The following is a 17,172-nucleotide window of genomic DNA, read 5'->3' on the forward strand; positions in this document are numbered from 1 at the left end:
GCGCCGCGCGGGCCGCCGTTCGCCGCTTCGCCGTTCACCGTTTTCCGTTCGCCGTTCGCGCCGCCGGAGCCGTCGCGCGCCGCGAAGACGCAAGGCATTACCTCCCGCTCTGAAAACCTGGAGTGAATGCAGACCGTCGCCGCCTTCACCGACACGTATCTGCCGACGGTGAACGGCGTCACCTACACCATCCAGACGTGGCGCGAGCGGTGGGAGGACCGCGGCGGCCGGATGGACGTGGTCTACCCCGGCACCGACGAGTACGACCCGGAGTCCGGCGAGCACCCGGCGCGCAGCGTCCGGTTCCCGTTCTACGAGGGGTTCCGGGCGGCCGTCCCGAGCGTCCCGTCGGCGGTCCGCGACGCCGACGTCGTCCACGCGCACACCCCGTTCGCGCTCGGCCTGTCGGCGCTGTACCTGTCGCGCCGCATCGACGCGCCGCTGGTCGCCTCTTACCACACCCCGACGGCCGAGTACGCCGACTACCTCGCCGGCGGCCCGGCGGCGACGGCCATCGAGGGTGCGGCGAAGCGCTACGAGCGGCTCTACTTCGCCCGCGCGGACGCCGTCGTCGTCCCGAGCGACCCGGCCGGCGACCACCTCCGCGACATCGGCGTCGACACCCGCATCGAGGTCGTCCCGAACGGCGTCGACGTCGACACCTTCCGCCCGGTCGACGACGCCGGCTTCCGCGAGACGTACGGCCTCCCGGACGGCCCGCTGGTCGGCTACACCGGCCGGCACGGCTTCGAGAAGGAACTCCCGGACATCATCCCGGCGGTCGCCGCCGCAGACACCGACGCGACGCTCGTCTTCGGCGGCGACGGCCCCGCCCGCGACGCGCTCGAAGCCGCGGCCGCCGAACACGACGTCGACGCCCGGTTCCTCGGCTTCCTGCCGCGGGAGGACCTCCCGGCGTTCTACTCGTCGCTCGACGCGTTCCTGTTCCCGTCGCCCGTCGAGACGCAGGGGCTCGTCGCGCTGGAGGCGAACGCCTGCGGCACGCCGGTCGTCGGCGTCGACGCCGGCGCGCTCTCGGACACGGTCGTCGACGGCGTCACGGGCTACCGGTTCCCGCCGGGGGACGCCGCCGCGTTCGCGGACGCCATCGACCGGACGCTCGCCGAACGCGACCGGCTCTCGACGAACTGTCTCGACCGACGGGACGCCGTCAGCGTCGAACACGCCGTCGACCGACTCGGCGACGTCTACGACGGCCTCTGAGCAGCAAAAGTGAGTGCGGGTCGGCGGGTCGCAGCCGGCAGCCGCGGTGGCCGGTCGCGACGCCGCGTCGTCAGTCGTCTTCGACGGCCTGCGCGATGCGCTGGAGCTGCCGGGTCACGTCGCGGACCTCGTCGCGGAGCTGACGCACCTCGCGGACGAGTTCCTCGTTGCCGGCGCTCTCCTCTTCGCCGCCGGGGCCGCCGCCCATCCCGGGCGGACCGCCGCCCATGCCGCCGGGGCCGCCTCCGCCGCCGCCCATCATGCCGCCCATCATCTGCGCGAACGGGTTGCCGCCGCCCATGCCGCCGCCGCCTCCGCCGCCCATCATCTCTTCGGGGCTCGGGGCGCCGCCTTCGCCCTCCTCGCGCTCCTGTTCGCGTCGCTCGCGAATCTCCTCGACGCGCTCGCGGAACGACTTCTCCTCCTCTCCGGACTCGGACTCGGATTCCTCGGGCTCGTCGTCTGCCATGCGTCCCGGTTTGTGCGGAGCCCCGAAAAGGGTTGTCTCTCCACCGCTCGCCGCCGCCCGAACCACCACCACTCACCCCTGCTCGCCGCCCCGCGCTGCGCCTCGACCCCTCGGCTGGCCGCCCGGTTCGTCGGCGTCGACGGCGCAGACCGGGTGGCTGTCACAATCCGTGTGTTCTTCCCTGTCGACCCCTGAGGTCGCTGCGTGTTCACGGACCGGTCCGCGGACGTCGCCGACCGAACGCCGCACCGAGGCTACGGCGCGGCCGTGACGCCGGGCGTCGACGGGCCCTGCGTCCTCGTGACCGGCTACGGCGACGAGAACCGGCTGCTGACGTGGCGCGACGGCGCCCTCCGGGACGTCGCGTCGTCGGCCGTCGCTGACCCGGGCCGCCACGCCATCGGGGTCGCCGCGGCGGACCTGGACGCCGACGGCGACGAGGAGCTGTACGTCCACAACACCGACGAGTTCGGCGGGCACACCCGCGATACGGACCTGCTGCTCGACCCGGTGGACGGCTTCCCGGACGCCGACGACGCCCGGTGGCGCGACCTGTTCGGCCTCGGCGTCAACGCCGACCGCGGGAACTTCCGCGCCGGCCGCTCGGTCGCCGCACTCGACCGCTACGGCACCGGCCGGTACGGCGTCTTCGTCGCCTCCTACGGGGCGCCCTCGCGGTTTTACGAGCTGGGCGACGACGGCGAGCTCTCGGACATGGCGTCCGCCGTCGGCCTCGACGTCGACGCCTGCGGCCGGTCGCTGCTCGCCGGCCCCGTCGTCTCCGACCGCATGGACCTGTTCGTCGGCGTCGAACGCGGCCCGAACCGGCTGTTCCGCAACGACCGCGGGCACTTCGAGGACGTCGCCGCCGCCGCCGGCGTCGACGACCCGGACGGCGACGCGCGCGGCGTCACCTACGCCGACGGCGGCGTCGCCTGCGGCAACTGGGAGGGGCCGAGCAGGCTGTTCACGCCGGACGCAGACGGCGGCCCCGCCGACGGCGGCCGGTTCGTCGACGCGGCGCCGCCGGCGTTCGCCGCGCCGACCCGCGTCCGCACCGTCGTCGCCGCCGACTTCGACAACGACGGCCGCGACGAACTGTTCGTTCACGCCATCGGCGCCGAAAACAGACTGTTCCGCCGCGAACGCCCCGTCGACGCGGACGCCAGCACCGCCGGTGCCCCCGACGCTGCGGACACCGACGGCGCGTCCGGCGGCTGGACCCGCATCGACGCGGGGCCGGCCGCGGAGCCGAGCGGGCTCGGTACCGGCGCCGCCGTCGCCGACGTCGACGGCGACGGCAGCCTCGAACTCCTCTTGGTTCACGGCGAACTCGCCGCGCAGCCGCTGACGCTGTTCGGCGCCGACGGCGACGGCGACTGGCTGCGAATCCGGCCGACGACGCAGTACGGCGCCCCGGCGCGCGGCGCCGCGGTCACCCTCGAAACCGACGCGTGGACGAAGACCCGCGTCGTCTGCGCCGGCTCCGGCTACCTCTGCCAGATGGAGCCGGTCGCCCACTTCGGCCTCGGCGACGCCACCCCGGAGCGCGCCACGGTTCGGTGGCCCGACGGCCGCGAAACCGAGCTGTCCGCGCCGACGCCGCGGCGGGAACACGAGATTCCTCACCCGATGGCGCCGCGGTTCTGACGGCGCCGGCGGCGACGGACGCCGTTCGCGGCGCGTCCGGGCCGCTATCACCACCGTTTTGCGGTCGCCGACCGGAGCGCCGGTATGGACGACGGCGACCGGCTCGGCAAGGCGGACCGGGGCTTCTTCGACGACGTGGTGTACCCGAACCTCGGCGCCGACCGCGACGACGTCGCGCTCGGCCCGCAGCACGGCGTCGACTTCGGCGTCCTCGACGTCGGCGGCCGCGCGCTCGTCGCCGCGACCGACCCGCTGTCGGTGCTCCCCGACCTCGGCTTCGAGCGCGCCGGCCGGTTCGCCCTGGCGTTCGCGCTCGCGGACGTCGCCGTCGCCGGCGTCGCGCCGACCCACATCTGCCCGTCGTTCGCGCTCCCCGCCGGCATCACCGACGATGAGTTCGCGGCGCTGTGGACCGCGATGAGCGACGAGTGCGCCGACCTCGGCGTCGCCGTCGCGACCGGCCACACCGCGCGCTACCCGGCCGCGTCGTACCCGTGGGTCGGCGCCGCGACGGTGCTCGGGGTCGCCGACCACGACGACCTGGTCCGGCCCGACGGCGCCCGGCCGGGCGACCGCGTCGTCGTCACGAACGGCCCGGCGGTCGAGACCGCGGGGCTGCTCGCGACGCTGTACCCCGAGGCGTTCGCGTCGCTCGACGAGTCGACGCTGCGGGACGCGCAGGCCTGCCTCGACGAGGTCGGCGTCGTCCGCGACGCGCTCGCCGCCGCCGACGCAGGCCGCGCCGCGTCGACCGATTCCGACGGCGACTCCGGCGGCGTCACCGCGATGCACGACGCCACGGAGGGCGGCCTCCGCGGCGCGCTCTGTGAAACCGCCCGCGCCGCCGGCGTCCGGTTCGACGTCGACGCCGACGCCGTCCCGTCGCTCCCCGGCGCGGTCGCCACCTGCGAGGCGCTCGGGCTCGACCCGTGGAACTGCACGACGTCCGGGACGCTCATCGTCACTGTGCGCCCCGGCGCCGCCGACGCCGTGGTCTCGGCGCTGACCGACCGCGGGACGCCGGCCGCCGTCGTCGGCGACGTCTCTGCCGGCAGCGGCGTCTACGTCGACGGCGACCGCGTCGAACCGCCCGCCGAGGACGAGTCGTGGGCGGCGTACGAGGCGCTCAGCGGGCAGCGATAACGGCCGGACGGCTGCGGCTCACGGCGCTCTTACTCGCGCCGCCAGTCCTCCAGGTACGCGGCCTGTTCGTCGGTGCGGTCCTCGACGGGAACGCCGACGGCGTCGGCTTTCTTCCGGGCGACTTCGCGGTCGAGCCGGTCCGGGACGGCGTGGACCGCCGGCGACAGGTCGGCCTCGACGAGTTCGCGGCCGGCGACCGTCATCATGGCGAACGTCGAGTCCATCACGGCGGCCGGGTGGCCCTGGCTGTACGGGCCGCTGAGGTTCACGAGGCGGCCCTCTGCGAACAGGTTCAGCCGGCGGCCGTCCGGCAGGTGGAACCGGGTGACGCCGGCGCGCGGCGTCGACGTCGACTCGGCGAGGTCGCGGAGGGCGTCCACGTCGATTTCGACGTCGTAGTGCCCGGCGTTCGCGAGCAGCACGTCGTCGTGCATCTCCCGGAAGTGCTCCTCGCGGACGACGTCCCTGACGCCGGTGGCGGTGACGAACACGTCGCCGTCGGCGGCCGCGTCGGCCATCGACGCGACCCGGTGGCCGTCCATGTGCGCTTCGAGCGCCTTCCGCGGGTCGACCTCGACGACGACGGTGTGCGCGCCGATGCCGCGCGCCTTCTCGGCGACGCCGCGGCCGACGTGGCCGTAGCCGGCGACGACGACGGTCTCCCCGGAGACGATGCGGTTCGCGGTGAGCTGGACGTTCGAGACGGCCGACTCGCCGGTGCCGTGGACGTTGTCGAACCGGCGCTTCATCGGCGTGTGGTTCACGGCGAACGCCGGCACGGCGAGCACGTCGTCGGCCGCCATCGCTTCGAGCCGGTGGACGCCGGACGTGGTCTGCTCGGCGACGCCGACGACCGACTCGAGCGCGTCGCCGTGGCTGTCGTGCAGTTTCGCGGCGAGGACGCAGCCGTCGTCGAACAGCAGGTCCGGCTCCCGGTCGAGCAGCCGGTGGTGCTGTTCGTCCAGTTCCGCCTCGGTCATTCCCTCGGCGGCGAACGCTTCGAGCCCCGGCTGGTCGTCGAGGTGGTCGATGACGGCCTCGTGGCCGCTGTCCGGGTCGCTGCCGGTGAACAGCACGTCCGCGCCGCCGGCCGCGACCGTCTCGATGAACACCCCGGTCTTCGGTTCGAGATGCGACGCGACCGCCGCCGTCATCCCCGCGAACGGCTCCGCCCGCCGCAGGTCGTCGGCGAGTCCGCGGAGCAGCGGCGTCGACTCGCGCGTCCACGCCAGCGGGTCCGCGCCCGCCGGGCCGGTGAGCTCCACCTCCTTCATCGACGGGGGGTACGCACGGTTCCGTGGTAAGACTGCGGGCTACTGCGAGCCCCGGCGCGAGCGCGCGCCGCGGGCGACCCGGTCGCCGGTCAGTCGGCGTCGAGTTCGCAGAGCCGCGCGGCGAGGCTGCGGAGCTCGGCTTCGACGCCGAGTTCGTTCAGCCAGCGCGGCGGGAGCGCGTCGGCGCCGAACCGGGCGCCGGCGACCGCTCCGGCGACGGCGGCGACGGTGTCCGCGTCGCCGCCGCGGCTCGCCGCCCTGGCGATTGCGTCCTCGGCCGAGTCGGCGGTGAGGCCGTCGTGCAGCGCGGTTTCGAGCGTGTGGACCACGTAGCCCGAGTTGTCGAGCGACACGGCAGCCGGGTCGTCGGCGGCGGCGAGCGCGTCGCGGATTTCGGTCGGCGCGTCGCGGTCGGCGGCGAGCGACAGCGCGGTGCCGAGCGCCGCCGCCGGCGCCGCGCCGGACAGCAGGTCCGCGACGACGGCGGTGAGCGCGACGCACGACTCGACACAGCGCGGGTCGGCGTGCGTAATCGCCGACGACGCGGCGGCCGCCTCGGCGAGCCGGCGTCGGTCCGACCGGAACGCGACGGCGTACGGCGCACAGCGCATCAGGCTGCCGTTCCCGGCGTTCTGCCCTTCGGGCCGGTCGGCCCAGACGGCGTCGCCGGCGTCGCGCCAGTCGGCGCCGTCGCGGATGCGGCCGAGCGCGTCGGCGGTCATCCCGCCGACGTCGAACGGGTCGCCGTCGAGCCAGTCGACGAACCGGCGGGCGACGTCGGCGCCGTCGAAGCCGCCGTTCTCGGCGAGCGACCGCGCGATACACAGCGCCAGCTCCGTGTCGTCCGTCACCGTCCCGGCCGGCTGGCCGTGCGTTCCGTCCCCGAGCATCTCGGTGACGCGGCCGTGTTCGGCGGCGACGCTGGACTGCGTCCGGAACTCCACGGGCCGGCCGAGCGCGTCGCCGCACGCCAGTCCGAGCAGGCAGCCCGCGGCTCGCCGCTCCGTCTCCGTGTCGGTCATACTCGGCCGGTCGCTCCGCCCACAGAAACCGGTTTCGCGCCGCCGGCCGGCCACTGCCGGGACGCGTTCGCCGCCGGGCGGGTCGGCTCAGGCGACGGCGGCGACGACGCCGGCGGCGACGAGCAGGGCGCCCGCGGCGACGCCGACGATGGCCGCGCGGCGCGAGACGGCGTCCTCGGCGGCGAGCGCGACCGCGCCGACCGCGACGGCGACCCCGACGGCGGCCACGACGCCCGGAACCGCGCCGCCGCCGAACACTCCGGCCGGTTCAGTCGCCGGCGCGTGGCCGGGGTGCGCCGCGGCGACGCCGACCGCCCAGCGCGCCGCGGCCGCCGCGACAGCGGCGACTGTGGCGACTGCCGCGGTCGCTGCTCCGACGCGGGCACAGGTCGAGCCGCCTGCGGCGTCGTCGCCGCCGGAGTCACCGCCGTCGGGGTCGAGTCTGCGCATGGCGGAGAGGAGCGGAACGAGCCAAATGAATCCGTCGACACCGCGGAATCCGGGGTCGCCGGCGCCTCGGCCCCGGCGTCGGTCCGCCCGGGCCGTCGGGTGGCGAACCAAACAACTTTGGCTAAACGACTTTCCCCGTTCTCGACCGAACGCCGAATTACACTGGCTCACGCCGGGTGAGCCGGTGACGCAGCGTGGAATGCGACGGCATCGTGGGTCGAACGGGCGGTGACGGGCGAGGGCACCGAACTGTGCGCGTCGAGACGCCGGGGCGACGCTCCCCCGACGCCCCGGCGTCGGATTTCTCGGAGAGAACCGCGCTACGGCCGTGTCTGCGTCTCGGGCGGCGGCTAGTCGTCGGCCGGGTCCGCGCGGAGCCGGCGTTCGACGTACGTGTCGAGTTCGGCGCGGACGGCGGCGACGTCGCCGGTCGTCGTGGTGGTGCGGCGCGTCATGCTGCCGAGCAGCGTCGTCACCAGGAACACCGCGGCCCGGTCCGGGTCGACGTCGTCGCGGAACGCGCCGCTGTCGACGCCGTCGGCGACGATGTCGCTGAGCCGGTCAACGAGGAGGCCGTCGTGTTCGGTGAACAGGTCGCGGAACTCGTCGTCGTGGGCGGCCTGCGCGCGCAGCTCCGTCATCGCCTCCAGGAAGCCGATCTGGTCGTCGTCGACGTCCTCCGCGAGAATCCGGTCGAACACCGTTTCGAGCCGCGCCTCCGGGCCGTCGGCGTCCGCGTCGGGGACCGACGCCTGAAAGCGGTCGAGCGTGAACGACAGGAAGTCGAGCAGCAGGTCGTCCTTGCTGTCGTAGTGGTGGTACAGCAGCGACTTGCTCTTGTCGAAGTGGTCGCCGATCCGCTGAATCGTCAGGTCCGCATAGCCGTGTTCACAGAGCGCGAAGAAGGTCGCCCGCATGATGGCCTCGCGGGTGTTGGCGGGGTCGCCGAGGAACGAGTTGCTCCCATCCATACTAACTAACTATTCAATCAGGCCAGCAAAAGGGTTTTGATGGTTCCTGCGGCCCGAACGGGCCACCAACGCCGGTCGACTCACGCTCGGCGTCGCGAGCGGAAAACCCTTCTCACCGCGGACAGCGACGCCGCTGTCGGTGCAACGTGGCTCTGCGGTTCGTGAAACGGCGCACCGGCTCCTGCTCAGCCCCGGACCGCGACGGCGACGCTGTGACACGCCAGCGCGACGGCGCCGACGGCCGCAGCGCCGAACAGCGCGGTCGACGCGGCCGCCGGAATCGGAAGGAGCAGCGCGAGCAGGCAGCCGACTACGGCGAGAGCGACCACAGAGTCGACCGTTTCCGGCGGTTCGACGCGTTCGCGGAGCCGGCTCAGCGCGGCGCGGCCGAGCACGGCGACCGGGAGGGTGACGCCGACCGCGGCGGCGACGTGGACCGCGACGACGCCGACGGCGTCGACGGTCGGCGCGGCGGCGCCGACGACGGTCCCGGCCGCGTAGGCGCCGAGCAGCGCGAGCAGCAGCGTCGCGAGCGCGCGCTCCGTGCTGCGGGCGGACGGGACGACTGCGGCGGCGACCGCGGCGGGGGACTCGTTCCGGGCCATACCGCCCGGTTCGTCGTCGTTCACCTTATTGTTCGGCGGTTTCCCAGTTCTCGGGAATCCGCCGTTCGTTCATACCCGCTCCGGGCCGACTACGCGTGACAACGACTCACAGCCGGCGGACGCGACGCCGGCAGCCCCAAAGCGATGAACGAAACACTCACCACGTCGACCGACCGCGACCGCGCCCGAACCGACCCGGAGACCGACTCGACGCGCCGAACCCGGGCGACGTGCCCGGAGTGTGACGGCCCCGTCAGAGCCGACGAGGAGCGCGCCGAACGCACCTGCCAGGACTGCGGGCTGGTGCTCGACGCCGACGAGGTCGACCGCGGCCCGGAGTGGCGCAGCTTCGGGGACGAACCGGACTCCGACCGCCGCCGCGTCGGCGCCCCGGTGACGACGCTCATGCACGACAAGGGGCTCAGCACCACCATCGGCTGGCAGGACAAGGACGCCTACGGCCACCGGCTCTCCGAGCGCAAGCGGACGCAGTTCCAGCGGCTCCGCCGGTGGGACGAGCGGTTCCGCACGAAGAACGCCCAGGAGCGGAACCTGAAGCAGGCGCTCGGCGAAATCGAGCGGATGGCGTCGGCGCTCGGCCTCCCCGAGAGCGTCCGCGAGACCGCGAGCGTCCTCTACCGGCGCGCGGTCGACGAGGAACTGCTGCCGGGCCGCAGCATCGAGGCGATGACCACCGCCTGCCTGTACGCCGCCGCCCGCCAGCACGGCGTCCCGCGGACGCTCGTCGAGATGGCGACGGTGAGCCGCGTCGAGAAGCTCCCGGTGCAGCGCGCGTACCGCTACGTCTCGACCGAACTCGGCCTGGAGATGGAGCCGGTCGACCCGACGCAGTACCTCCACCGGACCGCCTCCGACCTCGGCGTCTCCGACGAGACGGAGCGGCTCGCCCGCGACGTCCTCGAAACCGCCGTCTCCGAGGGCGTCCACAGCGGGAAGAGCCCGGCCGGCCTCGCCGCCGCCGCCGTCTACGCCGCCGCCCGGCTCACGAACGAGTCGCTCACGCAGGACACGGTGAGCGACGTCGCCAGCGTCAGCACCGTCACCGTCCGGAACCGGTACCAGGAGCTGCTGGAGGTGTACGGCGAGCGCGAGGCCGTGTAGATGCCGCGGTCGACCGCCTCGGCGACCCGGTCGGTGTCGGCGGCGAGCGCGACGCGGCCGGGCCGTGACGCCGCGGCGACCCACCGGTTCGTTGATGATGCCGGCTGACCACCGTTCTCAGTGATGGTCGACTCCCCGGCGACCACGGCGGACGACCCGGCGCTGCAGGACGTCCTCGACGCGCTGGGCGACCCCGACTGCCGCGCCATCCTCCGCGAGACAACTGACCCCATGACCGCAACCGACCTCGCCGACGCCTGCACGATATCGAAGTCGACGCTGTACCGCAAACTCGACCTGCTCAGCCGCGCGTCGCTCGTCCGCGAGTCCATCGAGGCCGGCCCGGACGGCGGCCGCGTCTCCCGGTACGAGCGCGACGTCACCGACGTCACCGTCTCCATCGACGTTGACGGCGACGATTCCAACGGCTCCGACGGCTCCGCCGCCGGCGGCGACGGCGACGAAGCCGGGTTCGCCGTCACGGTGTCGCGGCCGGCGCGCGCCGCGGACGAACGCCTCGCTGACATGTGGTCCACGATGGGTGACGAGCTGTGAGCGTCGCCGTCGACACCGCCATCGTCGCCGTCAAGACCGTGATTCTGCTGCTCGGCAGCGCCGTCACCCTCATCGCCTACCGGGCGTCGCGCCGCACGAAATCCGCGTCGCTCCGGCTGCTCGCGGTCGGATTCGGCGTCATCACGCTCGGCGCGCTCCTCGCCGGCATCGCGAACCAGTTGCTGTCCGTCTCCATCCAGCAGGGCGTGCTCATCAACAGCCTGCTCGTCGCCATCGGCCTCTCGGTCATCCTCTACTCGCTGTACCACGAGCGGTGAGCGGCCGCCGCGAATCAGCGGCCCTCCTCAAACTCGACTCGGAGTACGGCGTCCACTCGGTACGCCGTCCACTCGATTCGGCCGTGGCACGAACTCGGCGAACCGGAACGCGGCGGCGACGGCTGACCGGCGGCGGCCACTCACCGCCGGAGCTGCCCCGGCGCGTCGCCGGCGGGGAGCGCCGCGAACAGAAGACCCAAACGGCCGTCCGGCCTCCGGCCGGTATGGCTGTCATCTCGAAGCTTCTCTACATGCTGGCGCTGCTCGGCGTCGGCATCGGCGGCCGGTACGTCGGCGTGCTCACGGAGACGTGGACCGACCGGCTCACCTGGTTCGCCTTCTACGTCGCGCTGCCGGCGCTCGTCTTCCGGTCGACGTTCAGCCAGCCGCTCGGGAAGGTGCTGTCGCCGACGCTCGTCGTCGGGCTGTGGGCCGCGCTGCTCGGCGTCGCGCTCATCAGCTGGGTCGTCCACCGCCGGAAGGCGTCGCGGGCGACCCGCAGCGTCGCCGTCGTCCAGTCGTACCACTGCAACTTCGGCTTCCTGGGGCTCCCCATCGTCGCGATGACGTTCGGCGACCTCGCCACCGCGAAGGCCAGCATCCTGCTCGGCATCGGCGCGCTGACGCAGGTGCCGCTCACGATTCTGCTGCTCGTCACCATCAACAACGCCGACGCGTCGCTGCGCGACGAACTCGGCGGCATCGCCCGGAACCCGGTCATCGCGGCGCTGGTCGTCGGCCTCGCGTTCTCCTCGTTCGGCCTCGGCGTCCCGGCGCCGGTGCTGGCCGGGCTGGACGCGCTGTCGACGCTGGCGCTCCCCATCGCGCTGCTGTCGGTCGGCGCGTCGTTCTCGCTCGACCTCGGCGCCATCGACGTGCCGACGGTGAGTTCGGTCGTCGCGCTGAAGGTGTTCGTGATGCCGGCCATCGCGCTCGCGGCGTTCACGCTGCTCGCCGCCGACCCGACGACGCTCCGCGCCGGCGTCGTCATGCTGGCGATGCCGACCGCCGTCTCGACGTTCATCTACGCCTCGGAGCTCGGCGGCGACGCCCGGCTCGCCTCGACGAACGTGTTCGCGACCACCGTCGTCTCGCTCGGCACGGTGCTGGTCCTCCTCCAGTTCCTCGGCTGACCGGCCGCTCCCCGAATCTCTCATTCGTCTTCCAGTAAATATCCGCGCCGAACCGCCCCGCTTTACCTTCCGGTGTGCGAACGGGCGGCCATGTCACTGTCCGAGTACGTCGACGAGTTCGAGCGCCGTGACTGGCAGACGACCACCGACGGCACGGTCCGGTTCGCGCTAATCGGGCTCGGCTGGTGGACGGTCGAGGAGGCGATTCCGGCCATCGCCGAGTCGGACCACTGCGAGACGACGACGCTCGTCACCAGTTCGACCGCGAAGGGCGAGGAGGTCGCCGCCGACGTCGACACCGTCACCGACGTGGTGACGTACGACGAGTTCCACGACGGCGCCGCCGCGGACGCCTACGACGCCGTCTACATCTGCACGCCGAACGCCTACCACCTCGATTTCGCTCGGACCGCCGCCGAACTCGGAAAGGACGTGCTGACCGAGAAGCCGATGGAGGCGACCGTCGAACGCGCCGCCGAGATGGTCGCGGTGTGCGACGCCAACGACGTCACGCTCGCCGTCGGCTACCGGATGCAGACCGAGCCGATTGTCCGCCGCGTCCGCGAACTCGTCCAGTCGGGCGCCATCGGCGAGCCGTGTCACGTCCACGGCGCGAACACCCAGCGGCTCCTCGACATCTTCGACGACCCCGACCAGTGGCGGCTCGACCGTGACCGCAGCGGCTACGGCACCTCCGTGATGGACCTCGGCATCTACCCCATCAACACGGCGCGGTTCATCCTCGACGCCGACCCCGTGGCGGCGCAGGCGACGATGCGCTCGGAGCACGAGGCGTTCTCCGACGTCCCGGACGAACACGCCGCGTTCACGCTTGAGTTCGACGACGGCGTCCTCGCCGCCTGCACCGCGAGCCAGAACGCCCACACGACCACGCACCTCGAAATCACCGGCACCGAGGGCCGCGTCCGCATCGAACCGGCGTTCCACCTCGACACCGAACTGACCGTCACGCTCGGCGACACCACCCTCGATTTCGACACGCCGAAGGTGAACCAGATGACAGAGGTGTTCGACTACTTCGGACACGCCGTCGTCACCGACGCCGACGTGGGCCTCGACGGCGAACACGGCCTCGTCGACATGGAGACCATCGCCGCAATCCACCGCTCCGCCGACACCGGCGGCCGCGTCACCATCGAGTAGCGCGCCGCGGCCCCCGATTCTTCCCGGTCGTCGACCGCGAACGAAAGTCCCGCCGAGGCAACATTTAACAGACGGTGCGACGACTCCGGGCACAACGTGTCTGCTCGCTGTACGTATCGGTTCGACCCGGCGGAGCACGGGGGAGACGACGGCGCGACGACCGCGGTGACCGCGGAGTGGTCGTGTCCGCACGAGGCGCACGGCGACGCCGACTTCTGCGTGTTCCACCTGCCGGTGGAGGAGCGCGCCGAGCGCGGCGTCACCGACGGCGACGTGGCGGCGGCGCTCCGCGAACTCGCCGGCGCCGGCGGCGCCGAGGCGAAACAGGTCGTCGGCGCCCGGTTCGGCGACCTGACGCTGGACCACGAGGTGCTGGAGGCGCCCGACACCCACCCGGTCGACCTGCGGCACGCCCGCGTCGCCGGGACGCTGTCGCTCGCGAACGCCGACGTCCGGCAGCCGCTCGACCTGCGCGGCGCCGACGTCGAGGCGTTCGACGCGACGGACGCGACGCTCCGGGCCGACGTCGACGTCAGCGGCGCCGACGTCGCCGGCGAGTGCACGCTGCGGGAGGCGACGTTCGACGGCGACGTCGACTTCCAGCACGCTACGTTCGGCGGCGCGGTCGCCGCCGAGGAGGTCCGGTTCCACGCCGACACCTGCCTCCGCGACACGGAGTACGCCGGCCCCGCCCGGTTCGACGGCGCGGAGTTCCAGGGCGACGCGAACCTGCTCGACGACGACGCCTGCTTCGAGCGCGCCGTCTTCCACGACGACGCCAGCTTCACGAAGGCCGCGTTCCGGTACGCCGACTTCGTCGACGCCGTCTTCGAGGCCGACGCCGACTTCGACGAGGCGACGTTCGACGGCGACGCCGAGTTCACCGACGCCGACTTCGGCGGCGCCGCGACGTTCCGCGGCGCCGAGTTCCGCGGCGACGCCAACGTCATGCTCGACGACGCGACGTTCGAGCGCGCCCGGTTCGCCGCGGACGCCGACTTCGAGCGCGCGGAGTTCTCGTACGTCACGTTCGTCGACGCCGCGTTCGAGGCCGACGCCGGCTTCGACTACGCCGCGTTCACCGACGACGCCGACTTCGCGGCGGTCGACGTCGCGGGCGACGCCCGGTTCACGGAGGCGCGGTTCGGCAGCGACACCGACTTCTCGGGCGTCCGCGTCGACGGCGACGCCGTCTTCGCCGGCGCCGAGTTCCGCGGCGGCGACAACGTCGAGGACGACGACCTGACGTTCGCGGACGCGACGCTCTCTGGGCACGCCGACTTCCGGCGCGCCGCCTTCCGGGTCGCGAACTTCCGCCGCGTCGACGCCGCCTCGATGGACTTCGACGACGCCGTCTTCGACCGCGACGCCGCCTTCGACGCGGCCGCCGTCGACGGCGAACTGACGTTCGACGAGGCGCGGTTCCACGGCGACACGTCGTTCGCCGACGCCGCGTTCGCCGCCCCGGTGTCGCTCCGCGGCGCGGAGTTCACCGGCGGCGACAACGTCGAAGACGACGACCTGACGTTCGCGGACGCGACGTTCACGGCGTCGCTCGACTGCTTCGCCGCCGAGTTCGCGCTCGCGACGTTCGCCCGCGTCGCCGTCGACGGCCCGGCGACGTTCGCCGAAGCGAGTTTCCACGACTCCGTGACGATGACCGGCGCCGAGTTCGGCGACGAGGTGACGTTCGAGGAGGCCCGGTTCCACGACGACGCCGCCTTCGACGGCGTCTCCGTCGCGCTGCGGGCGACGTTCCGCGGCGCCGAGTTCCACGGCGGCGACAACGTCCGCGACGACGACGCGACCTTCGAGGACGCGCGGTTCGCCGACGACGTCGACTTCCGGCGCGCCCGGTTCGAGCAGGCCAGTTTCGCCGCGGCCGCCGTCGGCGGCGCCGCCGCGTTCGACGAGGCCGCCTTCGAGGGGCCGTCGACGTTCGACGACGCCGCGTTCGCCGGCGAGGCGCGGTTCGACGAGGCCCGCTTCAACCACGACGCCTCGTTCGCGGCAACCGAGTTCGACGGCGCGGCGGCGTTCCGCGGCGTCGAGTTCGACGGCGGCGACAACGTCCGCGACGACGACGTCACGTTCGCGGACGCGGCGTTCGCCGACGTGGCGACGTTCCGCCGCGCCGAGTTCCAGCGCGCCGCGTTCACCGGCGCCGTCTTCGGCGGCGAGACGACGATGGTTGCGGCCCGGTTCGACCGCGACGCGGCGTTCGACGGCGCCGAGTTCCGCGGCCGCGCCGACTTCTCGGAGGCCCGGTTCGAGACCGACGCCGACTTCGACGGCGTCGCGTTCGGCGGCGACGCCGTGTTCACGGGCGTCGAGTTCGAGGGCGGCCACCACGAGGACGACGACGCCGCGTTCAACGACGCCGTCTTCGGCGGCGACGCCGAGTTCCGGGAGGCCGAGTTCCGGGAGGCCGGCTTCGACGACGCCGTCTTCGAGGCCGCCGCGACGTTCGAGCGCAGCGCGTTCGAGAGCGCGCACTTCGAGCGCGCGACGTTCCGCGGGCCCGCCGACGTCTCGTTCACGTCGTTCGCGGACCAGACGACGTTCGCGGACGCGACGTTCGAGGCGGCCGCCGACGTCGACGAGGCGCGGTTCGACGGCGACGTCAGCTTCGCCGACGTCGACTTCGAAACCGGCGGGAGCTTCCGCGGCGCCGAGTTCAACGGCGGCGCGCACACCGTCGACGACGCGGACTTCGAGGCGGCGACGTTCGGCGGGAGCGCGAACTTCGAACTCGCGGAGTTCCGCCACGCGGACTTCCTCGGCGTCGAAATCGACGGCGACGCCGTCTTCGTGGACGCGACGTTCGGCGAGCGCGCCGAGTTCAAGAACGCCGCGTTCGGCGGCGCGGCGCTGTTCTCCCGCGCCGTCTTCGCGGACCGAACCGACTTCTCCAGCGCCCGGTTCGGCGGGGAAGCCCACTTCGACGAACTGCAGTTCCGGAAGGACACGACGTTCGCCGACGCCGAGTTCAGCGACGACGCGACGTTCCGCGCCGCCGAGTTCGAAGGCAGCGCGAACATGCACAACGACGACGCCAGCTTCCAGAGCGCGACGTTCCACTCGACGGCGGACTTCGACAAGGCGAGCTTCCTGTTCGCGAACTTCACCGAGACCGTGTTCGCGGCCCGCGCGACGTTCAGCGAAACCGACTTCGAGAAGTCCGTCCGGTTCCGGCCGCAGCCGGACGGCGAGGAGACGCTGGTCGACCTGCGGCGCGCCCGCATCCGCGGCGGAACGCTCGGCCAGCCCGAAGACGGCAGCGTCTTCTACGACCTGACGCGCAGCAGCGTCAACGAGGTCGAACTCGACGACGCCGACTGCGACCACGAGCTGTTCGACCACTTCCGCTTTTGCAACACGGACTTCGAGGAGTTCGACTTCACCGCCCACAAGGCGCATCTCGCCCGCAGCAACTGGGTCATCCACGAGTTCGCCGTGAGCGAGGAGACGCTGCCCGCCGAGGAGGCGGGCATCGCGGACCCGGCGACGCTGGAGAACACGTACCTGAAGGCGAAAAACTGCGCCAGCGAGTTCGGCGACCGGAAGGCCGCCGCGGAGTTTTTCATCAAGGAGATGTACTACCGCCGCCGGAAGAACTGGGACATCGCGCGGAACCGCGACGCCACCGCCGACCACGACGTCTCCGTCCCGAACCGCCTGAAGGCGCTCGGAAAGTGGGGCGGCAACAACGTCCTCCACCAGACGTGCGGCTACGGCGAGCGGCTGTGGCGCTCCGTCTACGTCTCCGCCGTCGTCATCGTCGTCTGGGGGCTGCTGTACGCGACCGTGACGAAGGGGACGCGCGGCTCCAGCGGCCTGACCACGCAGGGACTGGAGAGCTTCGCGCAAGTGACGACGCCGCGCGGCTGGCTCATCATCGGGAAGAACATGTACTTCAGCATGGTGACGTTCACGACGCTCGGCTACGGCGACATCCAGCCGGTCGGCGCGTCCGCCCGGACGCTCGCCGGCATCGAGGCGTTCATCGGCGCGATGCTGGTCGCGCTCGTCGTGTTCGTGCTCGGCCGCCGCGTCGCCTGGTGAGCCCCCGCGGCGCTCCGGCACGCCGACAGTTCGGCCCGCAGAACGAC

15 protein-coding genes are annotated in these 17,172 nt (G+C 72.7%); 9 read left to right on the plus strand and 6 right to left on the minus strand.

The features are described from left to right. Positions 1-126: 126 nt before the first annotated feature. Complete coding sequence (locus tag ACQUST_RS04625; RefSeq protein WP_435125513.1) at positions 127-1,224, plus strand: glycosyltransferase; 1,098 nt, start codon at positions 127-129, stop codon at positions 1,222-1,224. A 70-nt stretch (positions 1,225-1,294) separates the two neighbouring features. Here the strand turns inward: ACQUST_RS04625 and ACQUST_RS04630 are convergent, their stop codons facing one another. Further along, positions 1,295-1,693, minus strand: coding sequence for a hypothetical protein (locus ACQUST_RS04630; protein WP_435125514.1), 399 nt, complete (start codon positions 1,691-1,693; stop codon positions 1,295-1,297). A gap of 204 nt (positions 1,694-1,897) precedes the next feature. Here ACQUST_RS04630 and ACQUST_RS04635 point away from each other — a divergent pair, with 204 nt between their 5' ends. Continuing rightward, on the plus strand, positions 1,898-3,343 hold the full coding sequence (locus ACQUST_RS04635) for an ASPIC/UnbV domain-containing protein (RefSeq protein WP_435125517.1): 1,446 nt from the start codon (positions 1,898-1,900) through the stop codon (positions 3,341-3,343). Between the two features lie 84 nt (positions 3,344-3,427). Next, on the plus strand, positions 3,428-4,486 hold the full coding sequence (locus tag ACQUST_RS04640; RefSeq protein WP_435125519.1) for an AIR synthase family protein: 1,059 nt from the start codon (positions 3,428-3,430) through the stop codon (positions 4,484-4,486). 29 nt (positions 4,487-4,515) lie between these two features. Here ACQUST_RS04640 and ACQUST_RS04645 read toward each other — a convergent pair whose 3' ends face one another. From ACQUST_RS04645 to ACQUST_RS04665, 5 genes are all read right to left on the minus strand, one after another. Next, entirely contained in the window at positions 4,516-5,760 is a 1,245-nt protein-coding gene (locus ACQUST_RS04645; protein ID WP_435125522.1) for an adenosylhomocysteinase, read from the minus strand. Positions 5,761-5,849: 89 nt separating this feature from the next. Continuing rightward, positions 5,850-6,782 carry an ADP-ribosylglycohydrolase family protein gene (locus tag ACQUST_RS04650; protein WP_435125525.1) on the minus strand — a complete coding sequence of 311 codons (933 nt, stop codon included), beginning with the start codon at positions 6,780-6,782 and terminating at the stop codon, positions 5,850-5,852. Positions 6,783-6,869: 87 nt separating this feature from the next. Beyond that, on the minus strand, positions 6,870-7,232 hold the full coding sequence (locus tag ACQUST_RS04655; protein ID WP_435125528.1) for a hypothetical protein: 363 nt from the start codon (positions 7,230-7,232) through the stop codon (positions 6,870-6,872). A gap of 350 nt (positions 7,233-7,582) precedes the next feature. Beyond that, a complete protein-coding gene (locus ACQUST_RS04660; protein WP_435125530.1) occupies positions 7,583-8,203 on the minus strand; it encodes a TetR/AcrR family transcriptional regulator in 621 nt (206 codons plus the stop codon). A gap of 185 nt (positions 8,204-8,388) precedes the next feature. Next, positions 8,389-8,808, minus strand: coding sequence for a hypothetical protein (locus tag ACQUST_RS04665; RefSeq protein WP_435125533.1), 420 nt, complete (start codon positions 8,806-8,808; stop codon positions 8,389-8,391). A 144-nt stretch (positions 8,809-8,952) separates the two neighbouring features. Between ACQUST_RS04665 and ACQUST_RS04670 the strand changes: the two genes are divergently transcribed. The 6 genes from ACQUST_RS04670 to ACQUST_RS04695 all read left to right on the plus strand — a co-directional run bounded on the left by ACQUST_RS04670 (position 8,953) and on the right by ACQUST_RS04695 (position 17,125). Beyond that, complete coding sequence (locus tag ACQUST_RS04670) at positions 8,953-9,930, plus strand: transcription initiation factor IIB (protein ID WP_435125536.1); 978 nt, start codon at positions 8,953-8,955, stop codon at positions 9,928-9,930. A 123-nt stretch (positions 9,931-10,053) separates the two neighbouring features. After that, positions 10,054-10,485, plus strand: coding sequence for a helix-turn-helix domain-containing protein (locus ACQUST_RS04675; RefSeq protein WP_435125539.1), 432 nt, complete (start codon positions 10,054-10,056; stop codon positions 10,483-10,485). Next, on the plus strand, positions 10,482-10,763 hold the full coding sequence (locus tag ACQUST_RS04680) for a DUF7521 family protein (RefSeq protein WP_435125541.1): 282 nt from the start codon (positions 10,482-10,484) through the stop codon (positions 10,761-10,763). Before ACQUST_RS04675 ends, ACQUST_RS04680 begins: the two co-directional genes overlap by 4 nt. 224 nt (positions 10,764-10,987) lie before the next feature. After that, positions 10,988-11,896 (plus strand): AEC family transporter, encoded by a 909-nt coding sequence (locus ACQUST_RS04685; RefSeq protein ID WP_435125544.1) that lies wholly within the window; start codon positions 10,988-10,990, stop codon positions 11,894-11,896. A 90-nt stretch (positions 11,897-11,986) separates the two neighbouring features. Next, positions 11,987-13,060: a D-xylose 1-dehydrogenase Gfo6 gene (gene gfo6 / locus ACQUST_RS04690; RefSeq protein WP_435125547.1), complete on the plus strand. Its 1,074-nt coding sequence runs from the start codon at positions 11,987-11,989 to the stop codon at positions 13,058-13,060. Positions 13,061-13,156: 96 nt separating this feature from the next. Beyond that, positions 13,157-17,125 (plus strand): pentapeptide repeat-containing protein, encoded by a 3,969-nt coding sequence (locus ACQUST_RS04695; protein WP_435125550.1) that lies wholly within the window; start codon positions 13,157-13,159, stop codon positions 17,123-17,125. Positions 17,126-17,172 lie beyond the last annotated feature (47 nt).

Origin of the sequence: Halobaculum sp. D14, assembly GCF_051195135.1 — an archaeon.
Lineage (GTDB): Archaea > Halobacteriota > Halobacteria > Halobacteriales > Haloferacaceae > JBNTKA01.

Coding starts and splice junctions, on each gene's coding strand:
- ACQUST_RS04625 (WP_435125513.1), top strand. CDS start 127: ATGCAGACCGTCGCCGCCTTCACCGACACGTATCTGCCGACGGTGAAC.
- ACQUST_RS04630 (WP_435125514.1), bottom strand. CDS start 1,693: ATGGCAGACGACGAGCCCGAGGAATCCGAGTCCGAGTCCGGAGAGGAG.
- ACQUST_RS04640 (WP_435125519.1), top strand. CDS start 3,428: ATGGACGACGGCGACCGGCTCGGCAAGGCGGACCGGGGCTTCTTCGAC.
- ACQUST_RS04645 (WP_435125522.1), bottom strand. CDS start 5,760: ATGAAGGAGGTGGAGCTCACCGGCCCGGCGGGCGCGGACCCGCTGGCG.
- ACQUST_RS04650 (WP_435125525.1), bottom strand. CDS start 6,782: ATGACCGACACGGAGACGGAGCGGCGAGCCGCGGGCTGCCTGCTCGGA.
- ACQUST_RS04655 (WP_435125528.1), bottom strand. CDS start 7,232: ATGCGCAGACTCGACCCCGACGGCGGTGACTCCGGCGGCGACGACGCC.
- ACQUST_RS04660 (WP_435125530.1), bottom strand. CDS start 8,203: ATGGATGGGAGCAACTCGTTCCTCGGCGACCCCGCCAACACCCGCGAG.
- ACQUST_RS04665 (WP_435125533.1), bottom strand. CDS start 8,808: ATGGCCCGGAACGAGTCCCCCGCCGCGGTCGCCGCCGCAGTCGTCCCG.
- ACQUST_RS04670 (WP_435125536.1), top strand. CDS start 8,953: ATGAACGAAACACTCACCACGTCGACCGACCGCGACCGCGCCCGAACC.
- ACQUST_RS04675 (WP_435125539.1), top strand. CDS start 10,054: ATGGTCGACTCCCCGGCGACCACGGCGGACGACCCGGCGCTGCAGGAC.
- ACQUST_RS04685 (WP_435125544.1), top strand. CDS start 10,988: ATGGCTGTCATCTCGAAGCTTCTCTACATGCTGGCGCTGCTCGGCGTC.
- gfo6 (WP_435125547.1), top strand. CDS start 11,987: ATGTCACTGTCCGAGTACGTCGACGAGTTCGAGCGCCGTGACTGGCAG.